Here is a 26,043-nt window from a genome sequence, read left to right on the forward strand (position 1 = left end):
CCGTCGACGGCGTCAGAGTGACGTCGCGATGGTGTTGACGTGACGCCACAATGGTGTCAAGATGGCGTCATGGATCTCACACCGTATGTCACGAGCCTCAACTCAGCTCTTGTCAACAGCGCTCAGACCTCGAGCCACGAGGTCCGCGAGGCGGCTGAACGGCTCGCCCAGGGAATGGAGCCGGCGATCAGGCTCACCTTCATGGAGATGGCCTCCGACGTCGCGGCCGAGGTGACCGCCAGGCTCGATGGCGATGTCATCGACGTCCGGCTTCGCGGCGGCAACCCGGAGATCGTGGTCGACCGGGCCGTCTCCCACGAGGAGCCCACGGTTCCTTTCGGCACCCCGCCGGAGCCGCCAGCCCCGCCGGCGCCGCCGCAGCCCCCGATCGATGACGACGGCGGCTTGTCCCGCGTCTCGCTCCGGCTGCCGGACTACCTGAAGTCCCAGGTCGACGAGGCCGCTGCGAAGGAAGGCGTCTCGGTCAACACCTGGCTCGTCCGCGCCGTCCAGCAGGCGCTCACACCCCAGTCAGGGATCGACATCACCACTCCCGGCGGTCGCGTGCGCATCGGGCGCTCGATGACCGGCTGGGTCCGCTGAACTCACACCTTGGAGCACGTCATGTACAGCACCGCACACGAAGCGATCATGGCTCAGCACATGAGCTCCCCGCTCGACGAGCAGATCGCCCGCACGTCCAAGCCTCGCCGTCGGAACTCTCTCAGCACGACCTTCCGCCCGGCCAACAACCGTGGAGGGCAGCTGTGAGGTACGAGTACGAGAGCACCGGCCCGGTGACGCTCACCGCCAAGATGCGGGCCAGTGACCTCGTCGTGATCGCGAGCGAGTCGGCACCGCTGGTGACGGTCGACGTCGAGCCCCGCCGCGGCGGCGACGACCTCGCCGCCGCCACGCGGGTGGAGATGTCCGGCGGGCGGCTCGACGTCTCGGTCCCCAAGTCGATCGGCGGCCTCTTCGGGAGCCGCGGCTCGGTGCACGTCACGGTGACGCTGCCTCCGGGAAGCTCGATGGACGCCGAGACCGGCTCCGGTGACATCCGCACCGAGGGCTCGCTCTCGCGGGCCGAGATCAAGAGCGGTTCCGGTGACGTCAGCCTCGAGAGCGTCGAGGACGTCCGCCTGACCGTGGGATCAGGTGACGTCACCATCGGCGGCACCGGCGCTGCGGTCGTGACCGCAGGCTCCGGCGACGTCCGGCTCGGTCGGTCCACCGGCCGAGCCGAGCTGCGGACGGGCTCGGGTGACATCGTCGTGCAGGATGTCGCCGACATCTCGCTCGCCACCGGTTCCGGTGATGTCATGGTGACGTCCGCCGGCGGCCACGTCCAGATGGCCAGCGGCTCGGGCGACCTGGTGATCCGCACCATCACTCACGGCGAGGTCAGCGCCAAGGCCGCCTCGGGCGATGTGACCGTCGGCGTGGCCGCGGGCACGGCAGCCTTGCTGGACTGCAGCTCGATCAGCGGAAGCGTCCACTCCGACCTCCGGGCCGGCGACGAGCCCAGCGAGGGTGAGCGCGGCGTCGTGCTGCGGATGCGTACCGTCAGCGGCGACATCATGGTCCAGCGCGCCTGACCCTCAGCGCAGGCCGAGCCAGCTCTCGACGGCGGTGCGCAGGCCCGGCATGTCGGAACGGAGCGAGTGGTTGCCTCGCAGGGTCACGATCTCCCGGTCGGCCGCTGCGGGCGGCATGCCGAACGGGTCCGACTCGCCCTGCACGATCAGCACGGGAAGCGTGACGCCGTCCAGCTCAGGGAGTCGGGACTTGCTCGGGTCGCCGGCCTTGCCAGGCGGATGGAGCGGGAAGGCGAGGCACAGCACGCCGGCGGCTCCGCCGTCGTGAGCGGTGCGGCACGCGACCCGGGCGCCGGAGGAGCGGCCGCCGACCACGAGGGGCCCGGGTCCGATCACATCAGTCTCGCGCAACGCGGCGAGCACCGTGAGCCACGCGACATCCAGCTGCGCGGCTGGTGCTGGCGCGCGCCGCCCCGCGACCCGGTACGGCTGCTCGACGAAGACGACCGTCCACCCAAGGCTCTCGGCCACGGCGCCCGCCGCCCGCAGGTCGGGGGCCTTCGTGCCACCGCCGGCGCCATGCCCCAGCACGAGGGTGCCGATGCTGCCGAGCACGATCTCGGCGCGAGCGGGTCCGTGCGGGGTCTCGATCTCCACTCGCCCAGGTTAGGGGCACGAGAACGGCCGGCCACCTCCGCTGGTGGCCGGCCGTGCGATCTCGACGAGATGGGGATCAGTCGAGATCGGTCTCCTTCTCGGCGCGCGGCGCTGTGGTGGCGACCGCAGCGGCGACCTGCCGCAGCCCCAGCCCGCCCAGGACGAGCAGGACACCGAGGACGATTGCCATGGCGGCGACGCCGTAGGAGACGACTGAGGTGAACAGTGACGCCCGCAGGAAGGAGGCGTTCATGACGGTGGTCCGCTGCTCCTGCAGCTCGGCGGCGCGGTCGGCGTCGCCGGCTTCCTCGGCCTCCCGGACCATCGAGCCGAGCTCGGCGTAGGTGTAGCCCTCGGCGGAGGCGGAGGCGTGCAGGTCGATGATCTCGGCCTGGGCGTACGCGGTGAAGGGGTCGCCGACCGTGCGGCCGGTCGTCCACGACAGCGCGGGGACCGCCTCGCCGGCGTCCTCGCCGACAGTGATCTTCTGCGCCTGGAGCTGCGTGCTCACCAGGACCCAGACCGCGATGCCGGCGATCGCGAAGATGAGGCCGGCGACCAGCGCTGCGACGCCGGCGACCTTGGCCGTGGAGGTGTTGACGGTGGAGCTGGACATCTGGGGTGCCTCCTGTTGGGGCTGATCTGTAGGGCGGGCTTGCATGAAGAAGTCTTCCGGTGCACTCGGGTCGGTGCATGGGTCCGAGGTCCCGGATGCTGCGATCGGGCCGTTCGGCACGGTGTCGCCTGCGTCACACGTCCGTGTCGTTGTGCCCATTGAAGCGCAGTGCTCTCCCACGGGCCCGCACCTACACTCGCCAGCATGGCGATCACCGAGGACTCAGGGCCGGACATCAAGCCTCGCAGCAGGGTGGTGACAGATGGCCTGGAGGCCACGGCCTCGCGCGGGATGCTCCGGGCGGTGGGCATGGGTGACGACGACTTCGCCAAGCCGCAGATCGGCGTCGCGAGCTCGTGGAACGAGATCACACCGTGCAACCTGTCGCTCGATCGGCTCGCCCAGGCGGTGAAGCAGGGTGTGCACGCTGCCGGCGGCTACCCCCTGGAGTTCGGCACCATCTCCGTCTCCGACGGCATCTCCATGGGTCACGAGGGCATGCACTTCTCGTTGGTCTCGCGCGATGTCATCGCGGACTCGGTGGAGACCGTGATGCAGGCCGAGCGGCTCGATGGCTCGGTTCTCCTCGCAGGCTGCGACAAGTCGTTGCCCGGCATGCTGATGGCTGCCGCCAGGCTCGACCTCGCGTCGGTGTTCCTCTACGCGGGCTCGATCATGCCGGGCTGGGTGAAGCTCAGTGACGGCACCGAGAAGGACGTCACGATCATCGACGCGTTCGAAGCGGTCGGGGCGTGCGCACGTGGGCTGATGAGTGCTGAGGACGTGGATGCCATCGAGCGGGCGATCTGCCCGGGTGAAGGCGCGTGCGGCGGCATGTACACGGCGAACACGATGGCCTCGGTCGCTGAGGCCATCGGGATGTCGATCCCGGGCTCTGCGGCGCCGCCCTCGGCGGACCGGCGGCGGGACACGTTCGCGCACCGTTCGGGACAGGCGGTGGTGGAGATGCTCCGACGCGGCATCACGGCACGCGACATCATGACGAAGGAAGCCTTCGAGAACGCGATCGCCGTGGTGATGGCGTTCGGCGGGTCGACCAACGCCGTCCTTCATCTGCTGGCGATCGCGCACGAGGCCGAGGTCGACCTCACGCTGGACGACTTCTCACGCGTGGCTGACAGGGTGCCGCACCTCGGCGACCTGAAGCCGTTCGGTGCGTACGTGATGAACGACGTCGACAGGATCGGCGGCGTGCCGGTCGTCATGAAGGCACTGCTCGATGCTGGGCTGATGCACGGCGACTGCCTCACCGTGACGGGCAGGACGCTCGCCGAGAACCTCTCGGACATCGCCCCGCCCGACCCCGACGGGAAGATCCTGCGTGCGATGGGCGACCCGATCCATCCGACGGGTGGCATCACGATCCTTCGCGGTTCGCTCGCGCCCGACGGGGCGGTCGTGAAGTCGGCCGGCTTCGACTCGACGACCTTCGAGGGCACCGCGCGGGTCTTCGATCGCGAGCGTGCGGCCATGGATGCTCTGGAGGACGGCACGATCACCGACGGCGACGTGGTGGTGATCCGGTACGAGGGCCCCAAGGGTGGGCCGGGCATGCGGGAGATGCTGGCGATCACCGGTGCCATCAAGGGTGCCGGCCTGGGCAAGACCGTGCTGCTGATGACCGACGGGCGGTTCTCGGGCGGCACCACCGGGCTGTGCGTGGGTCACGTCGCGCCCGAGGCCGTGGACGGCGGCCCGATCGCCTTCATCAACGACGGCGACCGAATCGTTCTCGACGTGGCCAACAAGACGCTCGACCTGCTGGTGGACCCTGCGGAGCTGGAGCTGCGCAAGGCCGGGTGGCAGCCGCTGCCGCCCGTCTTCACGCGCGGCGTGCTGGCGAAGTACACCAAGCTCGTGCAGTCCGCCTCGACAGGAGCGGTGCTGGTCTGAGCCGGTCGGCCTCGTCCCTGCTCAGAGCACCTCGAGGTCATCGAGGGTCGGCGTGGCCGGGCGATCCGTGCTCGGCGCGTCGAGGTAGAAGAACGCGGTCGAGGCGATGTCGTCGTGCAGGGGCAGGTAGCGGCCGCCACTGCGCCAACCCAGCGCCTGGATGTCGACCGTGAGGTCGGTGTGGAACCGGATCGGGTCGGGCACGTGCCAGCGGTACATGCCGAAGCGCTGCTGCGAGGCATACAGACCGTCGGGGCGGATGATCTGGTGGAGGCCGAGGTAGGGCGTGGTGTAGGCCGTGTAGCCCTGGCCGGGGACCTCGAAGTTCCAGGCGCCGCCGAAGTAGTCCTCGGTGCCGGTACCGGCGATGGTGGGGTAGGGCTCGGGCAGGCCCGCGTCGCCGTCCAGGTAGAACTTGACCTCGCCCTCGCCCCACCAACCGGTGGAGTTCACGCCCCACGCGATGTAGGTCCCGGCGTAGTGGCCGCGGCCCCGGACGCCGTCCAGGATGGTGTGCGTGCTCCCGGCCCGCAGGGGGTTGCTGCGCCGCCACTGCGCGTGCAACCGCCCGCCGGTGCCAGCCGACTCGCCGACCTCGTAGGTCACCTGGTAGTAGACGACGACGGGTGCGTCGGAGAGATTCTGGGCGGTGAGCAGGGCGCCGTCGGAGAACGGCATCGGCCAGTAGGAGTTGAAGCCGCCGTGCGGGTTGACGGCGACCATCTGCGAGGACAGCTGGGCGAACCGGCCCCAGCCCTGACCGAAGAAGTCGCCCAGCGGTGTCTCGATCGCCGGCTCCTGGCTGCCGTCCCAGTACGCGCGCAGCAGCATGCGTCGCCAGTTGTCGGTGTGGGTGGTCAGCCACAGGTGCGTGATGCGGCCGGCGCCCCCCATGCGGGCGAGGTCGAACGTCTCGCCCGGCCCGATCTCGACGCTGGGGGAGACCTTCCACCCGACTCCCAGGTCGCGAGCGGCGTTCGCGCCGGTGCCATCGGTGGCACGACCGCCACCCGCCTTGGCGCCCGTGACGTTCTCTGGGCTGATCGAGCGGGTCGCGCGCTCATGCAGTGCGGCGATGTCGTGGTGCGTCATGTCGGGATCGCATCCTGGGGATCGGTGGGCCGTCGGCGACGGCATGAGCAAACGATTACCGATGGTAGTCGCCACCGCGGCCCCGCGCGTACCCCGCACTGGGCAGGAATGAACGCGATGCGCTCGTTGGTTGCGTCAACGATGAGCGATGCGCGCGAGCACACCGTGTCCGTTCCCGTGGTCGACGCCGTGGTCTTCGACGTGCTCGGGACGATGGTCGATGAGCCGGGTGGCATCTCTCGCGCGCTCCGCGAGGTGCTGCCGACGTCCGGCGCCGTGCGCGACGTCGAGCCGCTGGTGCGCCACTGGCAGCACTACGTCGATGGCCAGCAGCGCCGGATGCGCGACGGCGACAGGCCGTACGCCAGGACCGACGTCGTCGACCGCGAGGCCGCGGTCGCGCTCGCGCTCGCCTCGGGGATCGAGGCGGCGGATGTGGATGCGGACGCGCTGGTGCGCGCGGCGCAGCGGCTGGACCCATGGCCCGACTCCGTGTCCGCGCTGGGCAGGATCGCGTCCCGGTTCCAGGTGATCGCGCTCTCGAACGCGAGCCGTGCCGCGCTCACCCGGATCAACGCCCACGCCGGGCTGCGCTGGCACCAGGCGCTCTCGGCGCAGGACGCTCAGGCCTACAAGCCGGCGGCTGCCGTGTACCAGCTGGCGGTTGACGCGGCGGGGTGCCCGCCGGAGCGTCTGCTGATGGTGGCTGCGCACGCCTGGGACCTCCGGGGCGCTCAGGCTGTCGGGATGCGCACCGCCCACGTCGAGCGCCCGGTCGGAGATCCGCCGGCAGCCGGCGACGTCTTCGATCTGGAGGTCACGAGCCTCGAGGAGCTGGCCGATCGCTTAGGTGCGGACTGACCGGAGGTGCGGCGGGACGTGCTCGAGCAGGTCGCCCGGCTGGCACTCGAGCACCTCGCAGATCGCCTCGAGCGTGGTGAAGCGGATCGCCCGCGCCTTGCCGGTCTTGAGATTGCTGAGGTTGGCGACGGTGATCCCGACCCGATCGGCGAGCTCGGTCAGCCGCATCTTGCGCTGTGCGAGCATGACATCGAGGTTGACGACGATGGCCATCAGACCGTGAGCTCGCTGTCAGTTCGATAGCGCGCGCCGCTGGCGAACAACCGCTCGAGCAGTGCGACCAGGGTGAACAAGAACAGTCCGACCGCCTCGGCGGCGAACCAGACGATCAGCACGCTTGGATGCCCCAACCCGAGCGCGAGCATCCCGATCAGACCGATCGTGAACCAGACGGCGCTGGCAGCGATCAGCAGCCGGAGCGTCCGCAGACGGCGAATCGCGTCATCGGAGAACGCCTCTCCACGATCAATGACTGTCAGCAGGCCCCAGGTCACCGTCATGCCCGCGAAGACCGGAACGGTCCCGAGCGCTATCCCGAGAAACACCGGCGTCGTCCAGCGGGCTACCTCAGGGAACTGGCGAGCAGTCTCGTCACCGAGCTGGAAGAGCACGACGAGCCCCAGCAGGACGACGAAGACGAGCGCGATCAGCAGCACGCGCAGCGTTCTGGTCGGCAACATCGCTCAATCATATCGATAAACGGCAATTACATGCTGTGTTGCGATACGCCCCGTGTGCTGTGTAGCAGCCGCAACCTCCGATGTTCCTGCGCGCAGCGTCGAGGCAGGCATACCGTGATGGCATGGACACGTTGACGGCCTCGCAGGTGCTCGCGATGGACGGGTTGGACGACTGGCGCGTGATGCTCGGCACGCTGCAAGCACGATTCCGGACGCCTGACATGAGTGCCGGCGCCGAGTTCGTCGCGCGGGTGGTCGCTGCGGCGAACGCCGCGAACCATCACCCCGACCTGCAGGTCAGCTATGCGCATGTGGACGTCGACCTCGCGACGCACGACGCGGGCGGGCTGACGCAGCGTGACGTCGAGATGGCGGCGACGATCTCGGCGCTCGCCCTCGACGCGGAGCTGCGGGCGGCACCGACCGAGCGCCAGGTGATGGAGTACGCCGTCGACGCCCTCGACATCGCGGCGGTGCGGCCGTTCTGGGAGGCCGTCACCGGGCTCGCACCCGACGGGGCGGGCAACCTGCCCGCGAGCGGCCTCGGAGAGATCGCGGTGTGGTTCCAGCAGATGGCGGAGCCCAGGCCGCAGCGCAACCGGATCCACCTCGACATCACGGTCCCGGTCGACGTCGCCGACGGCCGCGTCGCGGCCGCCCTGGCCGCGGGCGGGCGGGTGGTCGGCGATGCGCGGGCGCCGGCGTTCGTGGTCCTCGCGGACCCCGAGGGCAACGAGGTCTGCATCTGCACGGCCGCCGGGCGGGACTGACGAAGCCGTCCGATATGCGGACCTGTGATCCACGATGTGAGATCGGCGGTGTGGGAAGTTGGGTGAACCGCCGACGCAGGTCTACAGTGACGAACGTGTCCAGCACCATCATCGTCGTCGTACTTACCGAGCGCGCCAGCGCAGCGGTCTGAACGTCGACCTCTCGCTGAGCGCGCGCCCCTCGATCGCCCACCTCGGGCCGAGGGGTTTTTGTATGTCTAGAACCGATCGACCGCAGTCTCGAACCGCCCAGGAGGAGCGATGACGACCCAGGTCCCGCACCCGGCGCCGCCTCGGCCGACGCCGGCCCAGGTGCGACCCGCCCCAGCGCAGCACGATTCGGCGACAGCCGGCGAGCCCATGTCGGGCGCGGCCGCCGTCGTACGCGCGCTCGAGGAGGTCGGTACCGAGGTCATCTTCGGCATCCCCGGTGGAGCGGTCCTTCCGGTCTACGATCCGCTGTTCGACTCCTCGATGCGGCACATCCTCGTGCGTCACGAGCAGGGTGCCGGGCACGCGGCGACCGGCTACGCCGCGGCGACCGGCAAGGTCGGCGTGTGCATGGCGACCTCCGGTCCCGGTGCCACCAACCTGGTCACACCGCTCGCTGACGCCCACATGGACTCGGTGCCGCTCGTGGCGATCACGGGCCAGGTCGCGAAGTCGATGATCGGCACCGACGCCTTCCAGGAGGCCGACATCGTGGGCATCACGATGCCGGTCACCAAGCACAGCTTCCTCGTGACCGATCCGGCGGAGATCCCGGCCCGGATCGCCGAGGCGTTCCACATCGCCTCGACCGGGCGACCGGGTCCGGTGCTCGTGGACATCGCCAAGAGCGCCATGCAGACCGAGACCCGGTTCGTGTGGCCCACCGAGCCCGACATCCCGGGCTACCGGCCGATCACCAAGCCGCACATCAAGCAGGTGCGGGAGGCGGCCCGACTGCTGGCGACCTCGCGCAAGCCGGTGCTGTACGTGGGGGGTGGCGTGATCCGCGCCGACGCCGCTGCTCAGCTCCGTGCGTTGACGGATCTGTCCGGAGCGCCCGTCGTCACCACCCTGATGGCGCGGGGTGCGCTGCCTGACAGCCACCCGCAGCACGTGGGCATGCCCGGCATGCACGGTGCGGTCTCGGCCGTCGCCGCTCTGCAGAAGGCTGATCTGATCGTCGCCCTCGGGGCACGCTTCGACGACCGCGTGACCGGCAGGCTCGACTCGTTCGCGCCGAACGCGACCGTGGTGCACGCCGACATCGACCCGGCGGAGATCGGCAAGAACCGCGTGGCGGACGTCCCGATCGTGGGCGACCTCCGTGAGGTGCTCGCCGACCTGGCCACCGAGCTGAAGCGGGAGCACGCTCAGCACGGACTCCCGGACCTGCAGGGCTGGTGGGCCCTCCTCGACGATCTGCGGGAGCGCTACCCGCTGGGCTGGACGCCGACCGCCGACGGCCTGCTCGCACCTCAGCACGTGATCTCGCGGTTGGGTGAGCTGGCCGGTCCCGACGCGATCTACGCCGCAGGCGTGGGCCAGCACCAGATGTGGGCGGCACAGTTCATCCGCTACGAGAAGCCGCGCACCTGGCTGAACTCCGGTGGCCTCGGCACGATGGGCTACTCGATCCCCGCGGCCATGGGTGCGAAGGTCGGCATGCCCGACACCGAGGTGTGGGCGGTGGACGGCGACGGCTGCTTCCAGATGACCAACCAGGAGCTCGCCACCTGCGCGCTCGAGGACATCCCGATCAAGGTCGCTCTGATCAACAACTCCTCGCTGGGGATGGTGCGGCAGTGGCAGACCCTGTTCTACGGGGAGCGCTATTCCAACACCGACCTCAACACCGGCCATGAGACGCGCCGCATCCCCGACTTCGTCAAGCTGGCGGAGGCTTATGGGTGCGTCGGCCTGCGTTGCGAGTCGAGCAAGGACGTCGACGAGACGATCAAGAAGGCCCGCGAGATCGACGACCGCCCCGTCGTCGTCGACTTCACGGTCAGCCGGGACGCCATGGTGTGGCCGATGGTCGCAGCCGGCGTCTCCAACGACGAGATCCAGTACGCCCGGGACATCACCCCGGACTTCGACCGGGACGAGTAAACACGATGACACGACACACCCTCTCCGTGCTGGTGGAGAACAAGCCGGGTGTCCTCACCCGGGTCGCGGCGCTGTTCGCGCGCCGTGCCTTCAACATCCACTCGCTCGCCGTCGGACCGACCGAGCACCCGGACATCTCCCGCATCACCGTGGTGGTCGATGTGGACGAGAACCCGCTCGAACAGGTGACCAAGCAGCTCAACAAGCTGGTCAACGTGCTCAAGATCGTGGAGCTGACCCCGCAGGCCTCGGTGCAGCGCGAGCTGCTCCTCGTCAAGGTCAGGGCCGACGACGCCTCCCGCACCGCGGTGCTGCAGGTCGTCGAGCTGTTCCGGGCGCACGTCGTCGACGTCGTCCCGGACGCCGTGACCATCGAGGCGACCGGTGGCGAGGACAAGCTGACCGCGCTGCTGACCGCGCTGGAGCCGTACGGTATCCGCGAGATCGTGCAGTCCGGGGCCGTGGCGATCGGCCGAGGCCCCCGCTCGATGACCGACCGGGCGCTCGAGCGCATCGCCCGCAGCGCCTGACCACCGACAACACAGTCCGCAACAACCCCAATATCAAGGAGATTGATCCGTGGCCGAGCTGTTCTACGACGACGACGCCGACCTGTCCCTCATCGCTGCCAAGAAGGTAGCTGTCATCGGGTACGGCAGCCAGGGGCACGCGCACGCCCTGAACCTGCGCGACTCCGGTGTCGACGTCCGAATCGGTCTGCGTGAGGGCAGCGCGTCCCGTGAGAAGGCCGAGAACGAGGGCCTCCGGGTGCTGAGCGTGGCCGACGCGGTCAAGGAGGCCGACGTCGTCGTCATCCTCGCCCCGGACCAGGTGCAGCGCATCGTGTACTCGGAGGAGATCGAGCCGAACCTTGCCGAGGACGCCACGCTGGTGTTCGGGCACGGCTTCAACATCCGCTTCGGGTACATCAAGCCCAAGGCGGGCAACGACGTGATCATGGTCGCCCCCAAGGGCCCGGGTCACCTCGTGCGCCGCGAGTACGTCGACGGTCGTGGCGTGCCGGTGATCGTTGCCGTCGAGCAGGATGTCTCGGGCAACGCCTGGCCGCTCGCGCTGTCCTACGCCAAGGGCATCGGCGGCCTGCGCGCCGCCGGCATCAAGACGACCTTCACCGAGGAGACCGAGACCGACCTGTTCGGTGAGCAGGCCGTTCTCTGCGGTGGTGCCTCGCAGCTCGTGCAGTACGGCTTCGAGGTGCTGACCGAGGCCGGCTACCAGCCCGAGGTCGCCTACTTCGAGGTGCTGCACGAGCTCAAGCTGATCGTCGACCTCATGTACGAGGGCGGCATCGCCAAGCAGCGCTGGAGCGTCTCCGACACCGCTGAGTACGGCGACTACGTCTCCGGCCCGCGCGTGATCGACGCCCGCGTGAAGGAGAACATGAAGGCCGTGCTGGCCGATGTGCAGAACGGCGCCTTCGCGCAGCGGTTCATCGACGACCAGGATGCCGGTGCTCCCGAGTTCAAGGAGCTCCGCGCCAAGGGCGAGGCACACCCGATCGAGGGCACCGGGCGCGAGCTGCGGAAGCTGTTCGCGTGGGTGAAGCCGACCGACGCCGACTACCAGGAGGGCTCAGCCGCCCGCTGACCCCTGACCGACGAACGCCCCTCCGGCAGCTCTGGCTGCCGGAGGGGCGTTTCTCGTGGTGTGGAGACCGGGGGAGCTCAGCCCTTGAGGATCGGGAGCTGGAACGGGTAGCGGTAGACCTCACCGTTCCAGGCCCGCAGCGCGCCGACGATCGAGAGCACGATCTGTGCGATCGCCGGGACCACCCACAGCACGATCGCGACCGGGATGCCGATGATCGTGATGAAGAAGATCCACGCGGCGATCCAGGCCACCCAGATCGTGATGTGGAAGTTGAACGAGGAGGCGGCCGCGTTGCGCACGAGCGGGCTGCGGTCCTTGTAGACGAAGTACAGGATCAGCGGGCCGAGGAAGCTCAGCCAGCCGGCGCTGACGATCGCGGCGATGATGGGGGACAGATGGGCGAGGACCGCGAGGACGCGGTCATCGGCTCCGGCGGTCGCGTCGACGGGTCGCTGGTACTGCGAACCCTGCTGCGGCGTGCCCCACGTGGGTTGCTCGTTCTGCTGGTCGGGCGATGGGTACGTCACGTTGTGCTCCAAGTCTTCGGTCCGAGGTCGTCCGGACGCTGCCATTCTCCCCGGTCTCGCAAGCCGGGTCGAGCCTGCCACCCCCCAGGGGATAACCACCACAACGCGCGGACCCGGCATGATGGGCCCGTGACCGATGTCAGCGAGCCTGCCGAGTCCGACGAGGTGGACGAGGCCGGTGGCCTCCTCGATCAGGCGCTGCTGGTCGCGAGGGCGCTGCGGGCCGCGACCCTCGTGCTCTCGGTGCCGGCATTCGGCGTGGCCTCGGCGGCCGGACTCGCGTTCGGCGTGATTGCCATCCTTGCTGGGACCGGGCTCGCGAGCCAGTCGTCCGTGCCGGGCTGGATCCTGCTCGGCCTCGCGATCGTCGGCCTTGGGGTGGTGACGGTCTTCCTGCTGCGCGTGCGCGCCACGCGGCGCGCCGGGAGCGATCACCCAGCCCTGGCCGCTGAGCTTCTCGGTCTCGTCGACATCAGCGAGCTGACGACGGCGACCCTCGCCGATCTCGCTGACCTCACCTCCCGAGAGGGCGGGATCCGCGCGGTCTCGCGTGCACGTGCCCTGTGGCGGCTGCTGCGCCGCCTGGACGTCGGCGAGCACACCTCACGCTTCGAGCGGGCGAAGTGGTTCATCCCGCCGGAGGTCGGGGCCACGTGGCTGCTCGCTCAGATCGTCACGTGGTCCGGGCTGGTGGCGTGGCTGGCAGTCCCGCTGGTGGTGGCCGCCCGAGCGGCCGGCGGCCTGTAGGAGCCGATCCGGGCCGGTCAGACGCGGCGATGCCGAACGACGTCGCGTGTGCGTGCGCGTCACGCCAAGGCTGACCAGGTCAGGGCTGTGCGGTTGCGGAGGGGGATCATGGGCAGGATGTGCCAGCGGCCGTCTGCTCCGAGCTCGCAGCGGAGTCTGCCGGCGTGGAGCTCGTTGTGGCAGTGCTGACATAGCGGGACGCCGTTGTGGACGTCGGTGTGCCCGCCGTTGGACCACCAGAGGGGGTGGTGGATCTCGGTGAAGCCTGGTGGTGCGTTGCATCGGGGGTTCTGGCAGCCGGTGGGATAGGCGGTGAGGATGGCTCGGCGTTGATGCCGGGTGTGGGTGCGGCGGGCTCGCCCGAGCTTGAGGGGGTGGCCGTCGTCTCCCAGGACGCAGGCTTGCAGGTAGCCGTCGCAGATGATTCGTGCGGCCACGTTCGCGGGGACGGGTTCGCCGCTGTGTTGCAGGTGGGCGGTTCCGGCGCCGGTGGTGGCGTGCTTGGTGAGCTCCTCGTTGGTGATGGTGACCACGAGGGTGGGGGCGTCGCCGCCGATGCGGGGTGCGTTGCCGTGCTTGATGGCGTCGGTGATGAGCCCGACCAGGGTGTCGGCCTGTCGTTGTGCTGTGGTGCGCTCATCGAGCATGCCCCGGCGGTTCAGCGCGGCGACGCCAAGATCCGCGCTGCCGCTGCCGCTACTGACAGGCTCACCGCCACCGCCACCGCCACCGCCACCGCCACCGCCACCGCCACCGATGCCGCTGCCGTCGGTGGCGCTGCCACTCTCGGGCAGGGCGGGGCTGGCGCCAGCGGTGGTCGTGGTGTCGGTGGTGTCACCTCCGTTGGTCCCGGCGGTGTCGTGCCTGCTGGCGGTGCGGGGTGCGTTGTGGGCATCGAGGGCGAGCCGAAGGGCTTCGCCTTGGTCGGGTGGGAGTAGGAGCTTGCCGACCCACATGCCGTCGAGGCGTTTGCCGAGGGTGAAGGAACGGGCCTGGCGTTGCTGCTCATACGTGGGTTCGGGTCCATCGGGGTCGATGGCGTCGCGCCAAGCCCGGGCCTGCACGGCCAGCAAGTCGGGTGGCAGCGGCATGGCTGTGGCCTGCTGGGCGCAGTCCTGCTCGTCACCGGCATCATCGTGCTCGTGCTCGCACACCACGGCACCCATGGCTGCGGCGACGAGTGCCTTCTCCGCAGCGTCGAGCGCTTCGGGGTGGGCGCGGGCACGGGCCTCTGTGAGGTGCTGCCGGATCACCAGTGCCTGGTCGACGCTGACCGCTCCCGTTGCGATGCCTTCCGCGAGCCGGGGCAGCCAGGGTGGCAGCAGCCCGCTGGAGCCGATGCCCCGTGGGGTGGTCTCGGCGGCGATCTGGCGCCACCGGGTCAGGGTGCGGCGACTTGCACCGGTGATCGTGACCAGCAGGGCGGCCGCGTCCCGGAACCCGTACCGGCAGGCCAACGACTCCTCCGGCCCGGCGCGCCGGCACTGCTCCTGGACCGCGTCCACGGTGGTGACCATCGCCGCATCCGACAGCCGAGCGATCCCAGCCGCCAGCTCGGCAGCCTCCATCAGCTCATCCGCGGATAGCGAAGCCATCGAGCCCAGCTCGCCGGCGGCAGCCGCCAAGGCCTGGTGCGCCTGCGCCAGCAGACCCACCAACCCCTCACGCGCCGTCGTCGCCTTCATGAACCCACACTAGCACACATTGGAACGGATGTACTAGTACCGATCGGAGCCAATCTCTTCCGGTTCTGTCGACGCGGTACTCCTACGGGGCGGATGAGGCGTCCGGCCGGTTGGCAGGCTGGCGACACGACAAGGAGACCCGGTCCGACTCTCACGACCGATCGGCTGATCCGGCTGCGCGCCGAGCGGATCGACCTCAGGGCCAGCATGGTGAGCGCCTCTCGCCCTCGGTGGCTTGTGGCAGCAACGTGTCGCCGTCACCGACAACGCGGGCCAGGCGGCGGAAGGTCGGACGCCGCAACCGACTGCTGGTCAACACGTTTGCCGGCGGTCCTCGCCGGCATCGGCATCTCCGGAGTTCTCGCGATGGTTCAGGAGGGCTTTGCCGTGACAGGCTGGGCTCGGCCACGCTCGTGGCCATCGTGCTGACCATTGCCGCGCGCGTCGGGGCGAGCCGCTGAGGAGAGACGATGAGGCTGGCCGATGTCACCGCCGAGCGCGCGCTCGGTCAGATCTACGACGACGTGCTCGCCCCGTCCTTCCCGTCCACCGAGCTGGTGAGCAGGCCATGGCTTCTCGAGAGCGCAGCCTCCGGTGCCGTCGTGGTCACGGGTGCGTACGAGGGCGAGGGCCCGACGGCGGTGGCCGTCAGCGAGACGATCTCGCCCGGCGTGGTGCTGCTGAGCTATCTGGCCGCGCTGCCGACCAGTCGCGGGACGGGGGTCGGCTCGCGGCTGCTCACCTCCGTGCGCGAGCGGGTGATCGACGACGGCGGCGTGCTGCTGCTCGCCGAGGTCGAGCGACCCGACCGCCACACCGGCTCGGCCGAGCACGGCGACCCGGCGGCGAGACTGCGCTTCTACGCGCGGCACGGCGCGCAGGTGCTCGACCTGCCGTACGTGCAGCCGCCGATCCGACCGGGGGAGGACCCGGTGCCCGGCATGCTGCTGCTCGCGCTCTACGCCGCTCCAGCGGTGCTTCGCAACGGCGGCACCGGCGTCGACGGCCAACTCGTGGCCACAGCAGTCGAGGCGCTGCTCGAGGAGCAGGGCGCCGATGGCGCGTGGGTCGCGGCGCTCCGATCCGCTGCGCGCGCGCCCGTGGTGACGATCCGACCCGCAACCCAGTGGCAGTCCGTGGCGCCCTCGGCCGCGATCCCACCGCGGCGTGACTAGATAATGAGACAGCCATCCCAGCACCTGGGACGGCCGTACTACAGTGCGACCATGGCACGCACGATCAAGCTCGCGGTGATCCCCGGTGACGGTATCGGCATCGAGGTGGTGTCCGAGGGTCTCAAGGTCCTCGACGCCGCGCTGGCGGGCTCCGACGTCGTCATCGAGCAGACACAGTTCGACCTCGGCGCCGCACGCTGGCACCGCACCGGTGATGCGCTGACCGACGAGGATCTCGAGGCGATCAAGGGTCACGACGCGATCCTGCTGGGCGCCGTGGGTGACCCGACCGTGCCGTCCGGTGTGCTGGAGCGCGGCCTGCTGCTCAAGCTCCGCTTTGCGCTCGACCACTACGTCAACCTCCGGCCCTCGAAGCTGTACCCGGGGGTGCCCAGCCCGCTGGCGAACCCCGGTGAGATCGACTTCGTCGTCGTCCGCGAGGGCACCGAGGGACCGTACGTGGGCAACGGCGGCGCCCTCCGCGTCGGCACCCCCCACGAGATCGCGACCGAGGTCAGCGTCAACACCGCGCACGGCGTCGAGCGCGTGGTGCGCGATGCGTTCGCCCGCGCACAGGCCCGCCCGCGCAAGAAGCTCACGCTGGTGCACAAGCACAACGTGCTCGTGCACGCCGGCCACCTGTGGCGCCGCACGGTCGAGGCGGTGGCCGCCGAGTTCCCGGACGTGACGATCAACTACCAGCACGTCGACGCGGCCACCATCTACCTGGCCACGAACCCGAGCCAGTACGACGTGATCGTCACCGACAACCTGTTCGGCGACATCCTCACCGACCTGGCTGCCGCCATCACCGGTGGCATCGGCCTTGCGGCCTCCGGCAACGTCAACCCCTCCGGCGAGCACCCCTCGATGTTCGAGCCCGTGCACGGCTCGGCCCCCGACATCGCCGGCCAGGGCAAGGCTGACCCGACGGCCGCCATCCTCTCGGTCTCGCTCCTGCTGGAGCACCTCGGTCTGAACGAGGCAGCGGCCAAGGTGAGCGACGCCGTCGACATGGACCTGCAGGAGCGAGCAGCGGGGCGCGCCGCCGCCTCCCGCAGCACCACCGAGATCGGCGACGCGATCGCCGCTCGAGTAGCCGGCTGAGCGCGCCGCCCGGGCCGATCCTCCGACCGCCTGCCCCGGCTCGCTCTCCCGTTCCCGCCGAACACGGCGGAATGGGCGCCATGTCACCCCTCACGACATTACGGTGGAGCCACCATGACTGCTGCAGCAACCTTTGAGGTGCGACCCAGCTCGCACCCACGCACCCTCGCTGAGCGCACCGCCGCGCTCGCTGACCTCAAGTTCGGGATCGTCTTCACCGACCACATGGCGCGGGCCAGGTGGACCGAGGACGCCGGCTGGCACGACCGCCGCATCGAGGCGTACGGGCCGCTGAGCCTGGACCCTGCCGCCGCCGTGCTGCACTACGCCCAGGAGATCTTCGAAGGTCTCAAGGCGTACCGGCACGCCGACGGCTCGGTCTGGGTGTTCCGCCCCGACCGCAACGCAGCCCGGCTGGCCCGCAGCGCCACCCGGCTCGCGCTGCCGGTGCTGAGCGAGGAGGACTTCCTCGGCTCCATCCGGACGCTGGTCGCGACCGACGCCGAGTGGGTGCCCTCGGTTCCGGGCTCCTCGCTCTACCTGCGGCCGTACATGTTCGCCTCCGAGGCGTTCCTCGGCGTGCGGGCCGCCAAGCAGGTCGACTACCTGGTGATCGCCTCCCCGGTGGGCCCGTACTTCACGAACGGCTTCCAGCCGCTCTCGATCTGGGTCGATGCCGAGTACAACCGCGCCGGGCCCGGTGGCACCGGTGCTGCCAAGTGCGGCGGCAACTACGCCGCCAGCCTGCTGCCGCAGGCGCTCGCGTACCAGGAGGGGTGCGACCAGGTCTGCTTCCTCGACGCCGCCACCGGCACCTACCTCGAAGAGCTCGGCGGCATGAACGTCTTCGTCGTCATGAAGGACGGCTCGGTGACCACCCCCGGTCTCGGAACCATCCTCGAGGGCGTCACCCGCGACTCGATCCTGCAGCTGTGCCGTGAGAACGGCCGCCCGGTGACCGAGCGGCAGATCGCGCTGACCGAGCTGCTCGACCAGATCCGGTCCGGTGAGGTGGCCGAGGTGTTCGCGTGCGGCACCGCTGCCGTGATCACCCCGATCGGTCGCCTCAAGGGTGCGGACTTCGACCTGACGATCGGCGATGGCGGCGCGGGCCCCGTGACCAGCGAGCTCTACGAGACGATCACCGACATCCAGTACGGACGTCGCGAGGACGTCCACGGCTGGATGCAGCGCCTGGTCTGAGCGGGTTCAGGAGTCCTCGGCCTGGTCGTAGCGATCGACGACGGCGACATCGAGCGGGAAGGTGATCGGAAAGCTGCCGAACAGCAGCCGCCCGGCCGTCTCCGCGGATTCCCGGACCGCCGCGGCCACCTCGTCGGCCAGCTCGGTGGGCGTGTGCACCACGATCTCGTCGTGCAGGAAGAACACCAGGTGCGGGCGACCCTGCCCGGGGAGGTGAGCGGCGCCGTCGTGCTCTGCCTGGCCCATCGAGCGGAGCCGACGGCGTAGCTCACCCATCCAGCACAGCGCCCACTCCGCAGCCGTGCCCTGGACCACGAAGTTCCTGGTGAAGCGCCCCCAGTTGCGGGCCTGGGTGCGGGCGCGACGCTCGTCGCCTGCGCTCGCCTCGACGACGGCGGCCGCGTGCTGCACGCTGTGCCACGCCTCACCGGGCGGGGGAGAGGTGCGACCCAGCCACGTGCGCACGGTGCCGCCCCGCTCACCGACGCGGGCGGCGGCGTCGACCATCCCGAGCGCGCGCGGGTAGGCCTGCCGCAGCCGGGGCAGCACCAGCCCGGACTCGCCCGTGGTGCCGCCGTAGAGCGCCCCGAGCATGCCCACCTTGGCGCGGGAGCGGTCCTCGACCACGCCGGCGTCGACGAGCCCGGCGTACAGGTCCCGGTCAGCGCCTGCCTCCGCGAGGTCGGTGTCGTGGGCCATCGCGGCGAGCACCCGCGGCTCGATCTGCGCGGCGTCGGCGACCACGAGCCGCCAGCCGGGATCGGCCACCACGGCCGCCCGGAGCGACTTCGGGATCTGCAGCGCACCGCCGCCGTTCGTGGCCCAGCGGCCCGTCACCACGCCGCCGGGGACGTAATCGGTGCGGAACCGGTCGGCGCGGCCCTCGACGCCCGGCTCCACCCAGGAGTCGAGCCAGGTCCAGCCGTTCGCGGTCAGCAGCCGGGACAGCTTCTTGTACCGCAGCAGCGGTGCCACCACGGGGTGGTCCGAGCGGGAGATCTCCCACTTGGAGGTCGAGCTCACGTCGAGCCCGTTGGCGCGCAGGGCCCGCAGCAGCTCGACGGGGGAGTCCGGGTTGAGCTGCCTGCTGCCCAGGTGCTCCGCGATCTCGACGGCGAGGCGCTCCAGCACCGGTGGCCGGTAGCCGATGGCCGGTCGCGGCCCCAGCGCGGCGGTGAGGATCTCGTCGTGACGCCTGCGGGACCACGGCAGGCCATCGGCGCGCATCTCGACGGCGATCAGCGCACCCGCCGACTCCGCAGCGAGCAGAAGCCGCAGCCGGCCGGCCTCGGCCGCCGCTGCGACCAGGCCCTGCTGGCGCGCGAGCTCGGCAGCGACCTGCTCGAGACCCAGCTCACCGACCGGGTCGAGGTCGTCGAGAAGCGTGCGCTCGGCGACGGCAGCCGGGCCGGCGTCCAGCCAAGCGGGGCCCGGCTCCGCATCCGGAGTCGCCTGCGCCAGGATCCGGCCGCACAGCCGCAGGTCGTAGCAGCGGGCGGGGCGGCCGCCGGCGGCGAGCAGCCTCGGATACGCGGCGATGGTGTCCGGCCACACCCACCGGGCATCGGGGTGGGTCCGCACGAGGTCGGCGGCCTGCTCCCACGTGAGCCGTTCCTCGCTGCCGTCGACCGCGACCAGCAGGCGCGCCCCGCTCGGCGCCGCGATCACGTCCACAGGGGCACCGTACGTGGCAGCGCCGTCATCCCCGCAGTCGCACCACCGATCTGGCCCAGAGTGTTGACCTGGTGAAGAAAGGTGAGCAGAATGGCCACTGTGCAAGGTCGCACCGCTCACACGAAGATCGCCGCGCTCGCCGATCACGGCTCGTCGGCGAGAGCTGTCATACGCGAGCTGCTGGTGCACGGACCGATGGCTCGTGCCGAGCTGGCCAGGCGCCTGCAGCTGTCGCCGGCCGCGCTCACTCGGGTGACGCGCGACCTGCTGGAAACCGCGACGATCCGGGAGGCTGCAGCAGCCCCCGGTGCTACCGGCGGGCGCCCAGGAACCCCGCTCGAGGTCAACGTCGAGCAGCATCAGATGGTCGGCGCCAAGATCACGGCCGAGGGTGTCTACGCGGTGCGGACCGATGCCCTCGGGCGCGTTCTGCAGGGGGGCCAGCGTCAGCTCAGCTCCACCGATGTCCCCGAGGTCGCCGACGCGATCGTTGATCTGGTGAATGAAGTCGCCGAGAGCCAGCCCGTGGAGGCGCTCGGAGTCGGACTGGCCGGGGCCATGTCGCGCTTCGACGACCGCGCCCGGCACAACCTGTTCCTCGGGTGGGACGACGTGCCCCTGGGCACCATGCTCGAGAGCGCGTGCGGCCTCCCCACGGTCATCAGCAACGACGTCCGGGCTCTCACCGCGGGCGTGCACTGGTCCGGACCGGCGCGCGGCCGGGACGACTTCGCCGTGGTCACGACCGGCGTCGGCATCGGCCTCGGCCTCGTGATCGAGGGGCGGATGGTGGTCGGCCCTCGGGGCAGGGCGGGCATGATCGGCCACCAGCGCGTCAGCGGCACGGGACCGCTGTGCGTCGATGGCCACCGCGGCTGTGCCAGCAGCTTTCTGACCACGGCCGCGATCACGAGGGCTGTCGCTGTCGCGCACGGCGACCCGAGCATGACCCTTGCACGCGTCTGCACCTTGGCCGACGGCGGCGACCCGGCCGCTCGCAGGACCCTCGCCGAGGCCGGCCACGCCCTCGGAGCGATCGTGGCCGATCTCGTCAACGTGATGGATCTGCCCAGCGTGATCCTGGCGGGTGACGGGCTCCCCGCGGTCATCCGTGCCCAGACCGAGCTCGAGCAGTCGCTCGCGGAGCGCCTCGACCGGCACGCCGCGATGCCCGAGCTGCGGTTCCTGGTCTCCGACTTCGACGAATGGGCGCGCGGAGCAGCCGTCGTCGCATGTCAGTGGGTGCTCCTCGAGCCGCCGTGGCGGCGCTCGCCCGATGCTGCGGCCCGCCCCCGCACGGGGCGCGAACGCTCGTGGCAGCGCCCCCGCAGCCCGGTCGCCGTCCATTCCTAGCCAGTCCTGATCAGCAGTCCGCAACGAGAGAGGGAGGTCAGATGACGACCGCTCCAGCATCGACCGGAGCACGCCGACGCCGGCGCGACGACACGCGGCTCGCGCTGCTCTTCATCGCCCCGGCCACCATCGGTCTGCTCGTCTTCTACTTCTGGCCGCTGCTGCGTGGCGTGTGGCTGAGCTTCACGTCGTGGGACGTGCTCACCCCGGCCACGTTCATCGGCGTGGACAACTACACCGCGATGGTCGCCGACCCCGTGTTCTGGAACGCCGTGCGGGTGACCGCGCTGTACGTGGTCATCAACATCGGCGTGCAGACCGTGGTGGCGCTCCTGATCGCCGTGCTCATGCAGCGGCTCAGCCAGTCGATCCTGCTGCGGTCCCTCGTCCTGACGCCGTACCTGGTCTCGAACGTGGTCGCCGCACTCGTGTTCCTGTGGATCCTCGACTTCCAGCTCGGCATCGGCAACAACATCCTCGAGGGGCTCGGTCTCGACCGGGTCGGGTTCTTCACCTCCGAGGAGTGGGTGATCCCGACGATCGCCCTTGTCAACGTCTGGCGCCACATGGGCTACACGGCCCTGCTGATCTTCGCCGGGCTGCTCACCATCCCACCGACCATGTACGAGGCCGCCCGGGTCGACGGCGCGTCCGAGGTCCGGTCGTTCTTCTCGATCACGTTGCCGCTGCTCCGGCCGATCCTCGGGCTCGTCCTCATCGTCTCGGTGATCGGGTCGTTCCAGGTGTTCGACACGGTCGCCGTCACCACCAGCGGCGGTCCGGTCGACGCCAGTCGCGTGCTCCAGCTCTACATCTACGAGAAGGCGTTCGCGCAGTTCGACTTCGGGTACGCCTCGGCGCTCAGCGTGGCGCTGCTGCTGCTCCTGATGATCGTGACCTTCCTGCAGTACCGCGTCACGCGCGCGGGACAGTCGGACCTGAGCTGAGGGGGATCGAGATGACACAGGCAGCAACCACAGATCCAGCCGGCGCCCGCCGGCGCCGCGGCCCTCGCATGACCGCCGGGCGCTTCTTCGCGTGGGTCGTGATGATCATCATCCTGATCGTGACCCTGTTCCCCTTCTACTGGGTGCTGCGCACAGCGCTGTCCAGCAACGCGGCGCTCTACGTCGACCCGTCGGCGATCGGGCCGGTGGGCACGGGGTTCGGGGCCTTTGCCCGCGTGTTCGGGCAGCAGTCGGTCGAGGAGGCGATCGCCCAGGGCGGCTCCGGCGCCTCGATCGACTTCTGGCGCTACCTGCGGAACTCGATCGTCGTGGCCACCACGGTCACCGTCTTCCAGGTCTTCTTCTCGGCGATGGCCGCCTATGCGTTCTCGCGGCTGCGGTGGCGCGCTCGCAACCAGGTCTTCAGCCTGTTCCTGCTGTCGCTGATGGTGCCGACGATCTTCACGCTGCTGCCGAACTTCCTCCTGATCCGGCAGCTCGGTCTCATCGACACGCTGGTCGGCATCATGCTGCCCGGGCTCTTCATGACGCCGTTCGCGATCTTCTTCCTGCGCCAGTTCTTGATGAACATCTCCACCGAGGTGGAAGAGGCGGCTCAGATCGACGGTGCCAGCAAGACACGCGTGTTCTTCGTCCTGGCGATCCCCATGACCGTGGGCCCGATCGCGACCATCGCGATCCTCACGTACATCAACTCCTGGAACGACTACTTCTGGCCGCTGATGGTCTCCTACACCGACTCCTCGCGCGTGCTGACCGTGGCGCTCGGCAACTTCAACGCCCAGACCCCCCAGACCGGGCCGGACTGGGCGGGTCTGATGGCGGCCACGCTGGTGGCGGCACTGCCGATGCTGCTGCTGTTCATGGCCTTCGCGCGCCGGATCGTCAGCTCCATCGGCTTCAGCGGAATCAAGTGAGGTGACTGAGATGACGAACAGGACCCTGAGCACCCAGCGCACTCCTCGCCGTCGACGGCTCGCTGCTGCGGCCGTGGCGGCCGGCGCCGCGGCGGTGACCGTGGCGTGCGGTGCGGGCAACGCCGCAGGCGGTGCGGAGACAGCGCTCGACTACTGGTTGTGGGACGCCAACCAGCTGCCCGCCTACCAGGCGTGCGTGGAAGCGTTCGAGGAGGAGAACCCCGACATCGACGTGCGCGTCAGCCAGTATGGCTGGGACGACTACTGGCAGAAGCTCACTGCCGGCTTCGTCGCAGGCGCCGGCCCCGACGTGTTCACCGACCACCTGACCCGGTATCCCGAGTACGCCGGCCGCGACCTGTTGCTCGATCTGAACACGCTCGACGCCACGGCAGATGTCGACCCGGACACCTTTCAGCCCGGCCTCGCCGAGCTGTGGGTGACGCCCGACGGCGGCCGCTACGGCCTGCCCAAGGACTTCGACACGATCGCCCTGTTCTACGACGTCAACGCGCTGACCGAGGCCGGCATGAGCCCCGAGGACCTGCAGGGGCTCACCTGGAACCCGGACGACGGCGGCACGTTCGAGGACGTCATCGCGCACCTGAGCGTCGACGCCAACGGGGTCCGCGGGGACGAGGAGGGTTTCGACCCCGACAACGTGGAGACCTACGGCATGGCCTCCAACGGCTCCGGCGGGGCCGAGGGCCAGACCCAGTGGTCCTGGCTCGCGGCGTCGACGGGCTGGACCTTCACCGACCAACCGGTCTGGGGCACCGAGTATCACTTCGACGACCCCCGGCTCCACGAGACGCTGGCCTGGTACTTCGGCCTCGTCGAGAAGGGCTTCATGCCACCGTACGAGGAGGTCGGCACCAGCCCGAACCCCACCCAGGCGCTCGGGTCGGGGCGTGCGGTGCTCTCCTCGAACGGTTCCTGGATGATCCGCAGCTACACCGCGCTCGAGGGTGTCGAGCTCGGCGTCGCGCCGTTGCCCGCCGGGCCGGTGGGGCACCCGATGTCGATGTACAACGGGCTCGCCGACTCGATCAGCGCGCAGACGGAGAACCCCGAGGAAGCGGCACGGCTCGTGGCGTTCCTGGGGTCGGAGGCCTGTCAGGTGATCGTCGGAGAGGCCGGCGTGGTGTTCCCCGCCATCCCGGCCGGCACCGAGGCAGCGGTCGAGGCGTTCGCGGATCAGGGGGTGGACGTGCAGCCGTTCACCGATCTTGTGGACAATGGCTACACGTTCTTCTTCCCTGTCACGGACGGCTATGGATCGATCTCGGCGCTGATGACGCCGATCATGGACGAGATCTACATCGGCAGCCGCGACCCGGAGACGCTCACCCAGCTGAACGATCAGGTCAACGACCTGATCGGGTGAGGCCTCACGTCAGGCAGAATGATTGCCTTGTGAGGCCAGCACAGGGAGCGACGTGGCGCGGATCGGATCGGTAGGGGCTGCGGTCGTCGGCTCCGAACCCGAGTCCTGGTACGCGCTGCAGGTCTTCGACGACGGCTGGGTCGAGGTGCTCGGCTCGGGTCGCAGCGCGGCCGGTGCCCGTGAGCAGCTCCGTGGCGCGCTCGTGGCGCTGGGCACGGTCGCGGCGCTGTTCGCGATCGCCGCCATCACGCCGTACCTGGGCCTCGACGAGCAGTGGTCCGGCATCGTCGGCCTCGTGCTCGGGATCGTGGTGGTGACCGTGCTGGTCCTGCAGGTGGTGCGCCAGCGCGGTCGGCTGCGCCGTCGCCTCGCGGATGCCCGCGCCGACTGGGGGCAGCTCCAGCGCGCACGAGCGGCAGGGCAGGGGACTCGGCGGGTCCCGGGCGCACCCACGTTCAAGCGAGCGACCTCCGCCGAGCAGCTGGCCGGCTGGCTCACTCCGGTCCGCCTGGTCCGCGCCGCCGAGGTCGCCCAGCTCACGCTGACGACCCACGGCGAGGACGCGGTCGCCGTGGCCACCTTCACCGATGGGACGGCGCGCTCGTGGCGCAGCCCGGACCACAAGCTGCACGAGTTCCTCGGCCGCGTCGACCTGGTCCCCGGCGTCGTGCAGCGCGTGTCGTGAACGCCGCCCCGGTCGAGCTCGCCCTGCCGCTGGCGGGTCGCGTGCTCGTGCAGAACAGTCCTGCTGACAGGGTGCCCAGCCACGGCGCCGACCTGTTCGGTCAGACGTACGCGATCGATCTCGTCCCGGTGGACGAGCACGGCCGGTCCGCACCTCGAGGTGTCCGGTCCTGGCTGGCCGCTGAACCGCCTGCCGGGTTCGTCGGGTTCGGCCGTCCGGTGCTCGCACCCGCATCCGGCGTGGTGGTCGGCACGCACGACGGCGAGCCCGACGGCCCCGCGCGCCGCGCTCCGCTCGTGGTGGCTGCCTACGCGCTCACCCAGCTCCGACGTGTCCGCGCCGGCCTGGCCGCGATCACCGGCAACCACGTGGTGATCGAGGTCGACGGCGGTGCGGGCTTTCTCTGGATCGTGCACCTGCGAGCAGGCTCGGTGAGTGCTGCGCCCGGCGACCGTGTGCAGGTCGGTGACCCGATCGGCGAGTGCGGCAGCTCGGGCAACAGCACCGAGCCGCACGTCCACATGCACGTGGCCGACACGGCGGACCCCTCGTCGGCGCGCGGGGTGCCGATCACGTTCGACCGGTTCCGGGATGTGGCGACCGGAGTCGTCGTCACGGCGGGGCTCCCGCGCAACGGCAGCCTCATCGAGCCGGTGTGACCCACCCTGAGACGAGCTGTCCGCGCTGCGGGACGCCGGGGGTTCCCGCTGTGGCATGATGGCCGCGTGGCACACCAGGCACAGACGCAGCTCATTATCTGCTAGCGCGCACGGGAC

General features: G+C 70.1%; 27 protein-coding genes. 19 read left to right on the forward strand and 8 right to left on the reverse strand.

From position 1 onward, the window contains the following. The first annotated feature begins 69 nt into the window (after positions 1–69). From GPA03_RS00580 to GPA03_RS00590, 3 genes are read left to right on the forward strand one after another with little or no spacing between them, the layout of a single operon-like run. A complete protein-coding gene (locus tag GPA03_RS00580; RefSeq protein ID WP_156250069.1) occupies positions 70–603 on the forward strand; it encodes a hypothetical protein in 534 nt (177 codons plus the stop codon). A 21-nt stretch (positions 604–624) separates the two neighbouring features. Beyond that, positions 625–771, forward strand: coding sequence for a hypothetical protein (locus GPA03_RS00585; protein WP_156250070.1), 147 nt, complete (start codon positions 625–627; stop codon positions 769–771). Continuing rightward, positions 768–1,598, forward strand: coding sequence for a DUF4097 family beta strand repeat-containing protein (locus GPA03_RS00590; RefSeq protein ID WP_156250071.1), 831 nt, complete (start codon positions 768–770; stop codon positions 1,596–1,598). Before GPA03_RS00585 ends, GPA03_RS00590 begins: the two co-directional genes overlap by 4 nt. A 3-nt stretch (positions 1,599–1,601) precedes the next feature. Here the strand turns inward: GPA03_RS00590 and GPA03_RS00595 are convergent, their stop codons facing one another. Continuing rightward, positions 1,602–2,195, reverse strand: coding sequence for an alpha/beta hydrolase family protein (locus GPA03_RS00595; protein ID WP_156250072.1), 594 nt, complete (start codon positions 2,193–2,195; stop codon positions 1,602–1,604). A 76-nt stretch (positions 2,196–2,271) separates the two neighbouring features. Beyond that, the gene (locus GPA03_RS00600; protein ID WP_156250073.1) at positions 2,272–2,811 is read right to left on the reverse strand and encodes an aromatic ring-opening dioxygenase LigA; all 540 of its coding nucleotides are present in this window, start codon (positions 2,809–2,811) and stop codon (positions 2,272–2,274) included. 204 nt (positions 2,812–3,015) lie between these two features. On the opposite strand from GPA03_RS00600, the gene ilvD reads away from it, so the two are divergent. After that, on the forward strand, positions 3,016–4,725 hold the full coding sequence (gene ilvD, locus GPA03_RS00605) for a dihydroxy-acid dehydratase (RefSeq protein ID WP_156250074.1): 1,710 nt from the start codon (positions 3,016–3,018) through the stop codon (positions 4,723–4,725). A 21-nt stretch (positions 4,726–4,746) separates the two neighbouring features. On the opposite strand, the gene GPA03_RS00610 is transcribed toward ilvD, so the two are convergent. After that, entirely contained in the window at positions 4,747–5,817 is a 1,071-nt protein-coding gene (locus GPA03_RS00610; protein ID WP_156250075.1) for a glycoside hydrolase family 172 protein, read from the reverse strand. A gap of 141 nt (positions 5,818–5,958) precedes the next feature. Between GPA03_RS00610 and GPA03_RS00615 the strand changes: the two genes are divergently transcribed. Then, entirely contained in the window at positions 5,959–6,678 is a 720-nt protein-coding gene (locus GPA03_RS00615; protein WP_156250076.1) for a haloacid dehalogenase type II, read from the forward strand. On the opposite strand, the gene GPA03_RS00620 is transcribed toward GPA03_RS00615, so the two are convergent. Together GPA03_RS00620 and GPA03_RS00625 are read right to left on the reverse strand one after the other, a co-directional pair. After that, positions 6,664–6,891, reverse strand: coding sequence for a helix-turn-helix domain-containing protein (locus GPA03_RS00620; protein ID WP_156250077.1), 228 nt, complete (start codon positions 6,889–6,891; stop codon positions 6,664–6,666). The two genes, GPA03_RS00615 and GPA03_RS00620, sit on opposite strands and share 15 nt — an antisense overlap. Continuing rightward, entirely contained in the window at positions 6,891–7,358 is a 468-nt protein-coding gene (locus GPA03_RS00625) for a DUF2975 domain-containing protein (protein WP_156250078.1), read from the reverse strand. Before GPA03_RS00625 ends, GPA03_RS00620 begins: the two co-directional genes overlap by 1 nt. A 122-nt stretch (positions 7,359–7,480) precedes the next feature. Here GPA03_RS00625 and GPA03_RS00630 point away from each other — a divergent pair, with 122 nt between their 5' ends. The 4 genes from GPA03_RS00630 (at position 7,481) to ilvC (ending at position 11,836) form a co-directional block, all read left to right on the forward strand. Beyond that, the gene (locus tag GPA03_RS00630; RefSeq protein WP_156250079.1) at positions 7,481–8,128 is read left to right on the forward strand and encodes a 4a-hydroxytetrahydrobiopterin dehydratase; all 648 of its coding nucleotides are present in this window, start codon (positions 7,481–7,483) and stop codon (positions 8,126–8,128) included. 261 nt (positions 8,129–8,389) lie between these two features. Beyond that, on the forward strand, positions 8,390–10,228 hold the full coding sequence (locus GPA03_RS00635; protein ID WP_156250080.1) for an acetolactate synthase large subunit: 1,839 nt from the start codon (positions 8,390–8,392) through the stop codon (positions 10,226–10,228). A gap of 5 nt (positions 10,229–10,233) precedes the next feature. After that, positions 10,234–10,758: an acetolactate synthase small subunit gene (gene ilvN, locus GPA03_RS00640; RefSeq protein ID WP_156250081.1), complete on the forward strand. Its 525-nt coding sequence runs from the start codon at positions 10,234–10,236 to the stop codon at positions 10,756–10,758. Positions 10,759–10,807: 49 nt separating this feature from the next. Continuing rightward, positions 10,808–11,836: a ketol-acid reductoisomerase gene (ilvC, locus tag GPA03_RS00645; RefSeq protein WP_156250082.1), complete on the forward strand. Its 1,029-nt coding sequence runs from the start codon at positions 10,808–10,810 to the stop codon at positions 11,834–11,836. Positions 11,837–11,913: 77 nt separating this feature from the next. On the opposite strand, the gene GPA03_RS00650 is transcribed toward ilvC, so the two are convergent. After that, the gene (locus GPA03_RS00650) at positions 11,914–12,366 is read right to left on the reverse strand and encodes a DUF4870 domain-containing protein (protein ID WP_241681010.1); all 453 of its coding nucleotides are present in this window, start codon (positions 12,364–12,366) and stop codon (positions 11,914–11,916) included. Between the two features lie 129 nt (positions 12,367–12,495). On the opposite strand from GPA03_RS00650, the gene GPA03_RS00655 reads away from it, so the two are divergent. Further along, the gene (locus GPA03_RS00655) at positions 12,496–13,113 is read left to right on the forward strand and encodes a hypothetical protein (protein WP_156250084.1); all 618 of its coding nucleotides are present in this window, start codon (positions 12,496–12,498) and stop codon (positions 13,111–13,113) included. Positions 13,114–13,172: 59 nt separating this feature from the next. Here the strand turns inward: GPA03_RS00655 and GPA03_RS00660 are convergent, their stop codons facing one another. Further along, positions 13,173–14,798, reverse strand: a complete 1,626-nt coding sequence (locus GPA03_RS00660) for an HNH endonuclease signature motif containing protein (RefSeq protein WP_156250085.1) — start codon at positions 14,796–14,798, stop codon at positions 13,173–13,175. A 470-nt stretch (positions 14,799–15,268) separates the two neighbouring features. Here GPA03_RS00660 and GPA03_RS00665 point away from each other — a divergent pair, with 470 nt between their 5' ends. The 3 genes from GPA03_RS00665 (at position 15,269) to GPA03_RS00675 (ending at position 18,283) form a co-directional block, all read left to right on the forward strand. After that, positions 15,269–15,973: an N-acetyltransferase gene (locus GPA03_RS00665; RefSeq protein WP_156250086.1), complete on the forward strand. Its 705-nt coding sequence runs from the start codon at positions 15,269–15,271 to the stop codon at positions 15,971–15,973. 51 nt (positions 15,974–16,024) lie between these two features. Further along, on the forward strand, positions 16,025–17,080 hold the full coding sequence (locus GPA03_RS00670; protein WP_156250087.1) for a 3-isopropylmalate dehydrogenase: 1,056 nt from the start codon (positions 16,025–16,027) through the stop codon (positions 17,078–17,080). A 114-nt stretch (positions 17,081–17,194) separates the two neighbouring features. Further along, positions 17,195–18,283, forward strand: coding sequence for a branched-chain amino acid aminotransferase (locus GPA03_RS00675; protein WP_156250088.1), 1,089 nt, complete (start codon positions 17,195–17,197; stop codon positions 18,281–18,283). Between the two features lie 6 nt (positions 18,284–18,289). On the opposite strand, the gene GPA03_RS00680 is transcribed toward GPA03_RS00675, so the two are convergent. Further along, the gene (locus tag GPA03_RS00680) at positions 18,290–19,957 is read right to left on the reverse strand and encodes a bifunctional 3'-5' exonuclease/DNA polymerase (RefSeq protein WP_241681011.1); all 1,668 of its coding nucleotides are present in this window, start codon (positions 19,955–19,957) and stop codon (positions 18,290–18,292) included. 90 nt (positions 19,958–20,047) lie between these two features. Here GPA03_RS00680 and GPA03_RS00685 point away from each other — a divergent pair, with 90 nt between their 5' ends. Genes GPA03_RS00685 through GPA03_RS00710 form a run of 6 tightly spaced genes read left to right on the forward strand, consistent with a single transcriptional unit; the run spans position 20,048 to position 25,926 of the window. Next, the gene (locus GPA03_RS00685; protein ID WP_156250090.1) at positions 20,048–21,310 is read left to right on the forward strand and encodes an ROK family transcriptional regulator; all 1,263 of its coding nucleotides are present in this window, start codon (positions 20,048–20,050) and stop codon (positions 21,308–21,310) included. Positions 21,311–21,351: 41 nt separating this feature from the next. Then, positions 21,352–22,257 (forward strand): carbohydrate ABC transporter permease, encoded by a 906-nt coding sequence (locus GPA03_RS00690; protein WP_156250091.1) that lies wholly within the window; start codon positions 21,352–21,354, stop codon positions 22,255–22,257. Positions 22,258–22,268: 11 nt separating this feature from the next. Beyond that, positions 22,269–23,195 (forward strand): carbohydrate ABC transporter permease, encoded by a 927-nt coding sequence (locus GPA03_RS00695; protein WP_156250092.1) that lies wholly within the window; start codon positions 22,269–22,271, stop codon positions 23,193–23,195. Positions 23,196–23,205: 10 nt separating this feature from the next. Next, positions 23,206–24,582, forward strand: coding sequence for an ABC transporter substrate-binding protein (locus GPA03_RS00700; RefSeq protein WP_156250093.1), 1,377 nt, complete (start codon positions 23,206–23,208; stop codon positions 24,580–24,582). Positions 24,583–24,634: 52 nt separating this feature from the next. Further along, entirely contained in the window at positions 24,635–25,267 is a 633-nt protein-coding gene (locus tag GPA03_RS00705) for a hypothetical protein (RefSeq protein ID WP_156250094.1), read from the forward strand. Then, positions 25,264–25,926 (forward strand): M23 family metallopeptidase, encoded by a 663-nt coding sequence (locus GPA03_RS00710; RefSeq protein WP_156250095.1) that lies wholly within the window; start codon positions 25,264–25,266, stop codon positions 25,924–25,926. Before GPA03_RS00705 ends, GPA03_RS00710 begins: the two co-directional genes overlap by 4 nt. The last annotated feature ends 117 nt before the right edge of the window (positions 25,927–26,043 follow it).

The organism is Pseudactinotalea terrae, assembly GCF_009733845.1.
Classification (GTDB): Bacteria; Actinomycetota; Actinomycetes; order Actinomycetales; family Beutenbergiaceae; genus Pseudactinotalea; species Pseudactinotalea terrae.

Excerpts from the sequence above, each read along its gene's own strand:
- GPA03_RS00660 (WP_156250085.1), bottom strand. The coding sequence starts at position 14,798 with ATGAAGGCGACGACGGCGCGTGAGGGGTTGGTGGGTCTGCTGGCGCAG.
- GPA03_RS00635 (WP_156250080.1), top strand. The coding sequence starts at position 8,390 with ATGACGACCCAGGTCCCGCACCCGGCGCCGCCTCGGCCGACGCCGGCC.
- GPA03_RS00615 (WP_156250076.1), top strand. The coding sequence starts at position 5,959 with ATGAGCGATGCGCGCGAGCACACCGTGTCCGTTCCCGTGGTCGACGCC.
- GPA03_RS00580 (WP_156250069.1), top strand. The coding sequence starts at position 70 with ATGGATCTCACACCGTATGTCACGAGCCTCAACTCAGCTCTTGTCAAC.
- ilvD (WP_156250074.1), top strand. The coding sequence starts at position 3,016 with ATGGCGATCACCGAGGACTCAGGGCCGGACATCAAGCCTCGCAGCAGG.
- GPA03_RS00620 (WP_156250077.1), bottom strand. The coding sequence starts at position 6,891 with ATGGCCATCGTCGTCAACCTCGATGTCATGCTCGCACAGCGCAAGATG.
- GPA03_RS00670 (WP_156250087.1), top strand. The coding sequence starts at position 16,025 with ATGGCACGCACGATCAAGCTCGCGGTGATCCCCGGTGACGGTATCGGC.
- GPA03_RS00665 (WP_156250086.1), top strand. The coding sequence starts at position 15,269 with ATGAGGCTGGCCGATGTCACCGCCGAGCGCGCGCTCGGTCAGATCTAC.
- GPA03_RS00695 (WP_156250092.1), top strand. The coding sequence starts at position 22,269 with ATGACACAGGCAGCAACCACAGATCCAGCCGGCGCCCGCCGGCGCCGC.
- GPA03_RS00690 (WP_156250091.1), top strand. The coding sequence starts at position 21,352 with ATGACGACCGCTCCAGCATCGACCGGAGCACGCCGACGCCGGCGCGAC.
- GPA03_RS00585 (WP_156250070.1), top strand. The coding sequence starts at position 625 with ATGTACAGCACCGCACACGAAGCGATCATGGCTCAGCACATGAGCTCC.
- ilvN (WP_156250081.1), top strand. The coding sequence starts at position 10,234 with ATGACACGACACACCCTCTCCGTGCTGGTGGAGAACAAGCCGGGTGTC.
- GPA03_RS00630 (WP_156250079.1), top strand. The coding sequence starts at position 7,481 with ATGGACACGTTGACGGCCTCGCAGGTGCTCGCGATGGACGGGTTGGAC.
- GPA03_RS00685 (WP_156250090.1), top strand. The coding sequence starts at position 20,048 with ATGGCCACTGTGCAAGGTCGCACCGCTCACACGAAGATCGCCGCGCTC.
- GPA03_RS00600 (WP_156250073.1), bottom strand. The coding sequence starts at position 2,811 with ATGTCCAGCTCCACCGTCAACACCTCCACGGCCAAGGTCGCCGGCGTC.
- GPA03_RS00675 (WP_156250088.1), top strand. The coding sequence starts at position 17,195 with ATGACTGCTGCAGCAACCTTTGAGGTGCGACCCAGCTCGCACCCACGC.
- GPA03_RS00625 (WP_156250078.1), bottom strand. The coding sequence starts at position 7,358 with ATGTTGCCGACCAGAACGCTGCGCGTGCTGCTGATCGCGCTCGTCTTC.
- GPA03_RS00610 (WP_156250075.1), bottom strand. The coding sequence starts at position 5,817 with ATGACGCACCACGACATCGCCGCACTGCATGAGCGCGCGACCCGCTCG.
- GPA03_RS00700 (WP_156250093.1), top strand. The coding sequence starts at position 23,206 with ATGACGAACAGGACCCTGAGCACCCAGCGCACTCCTCGCCGTCGACGG.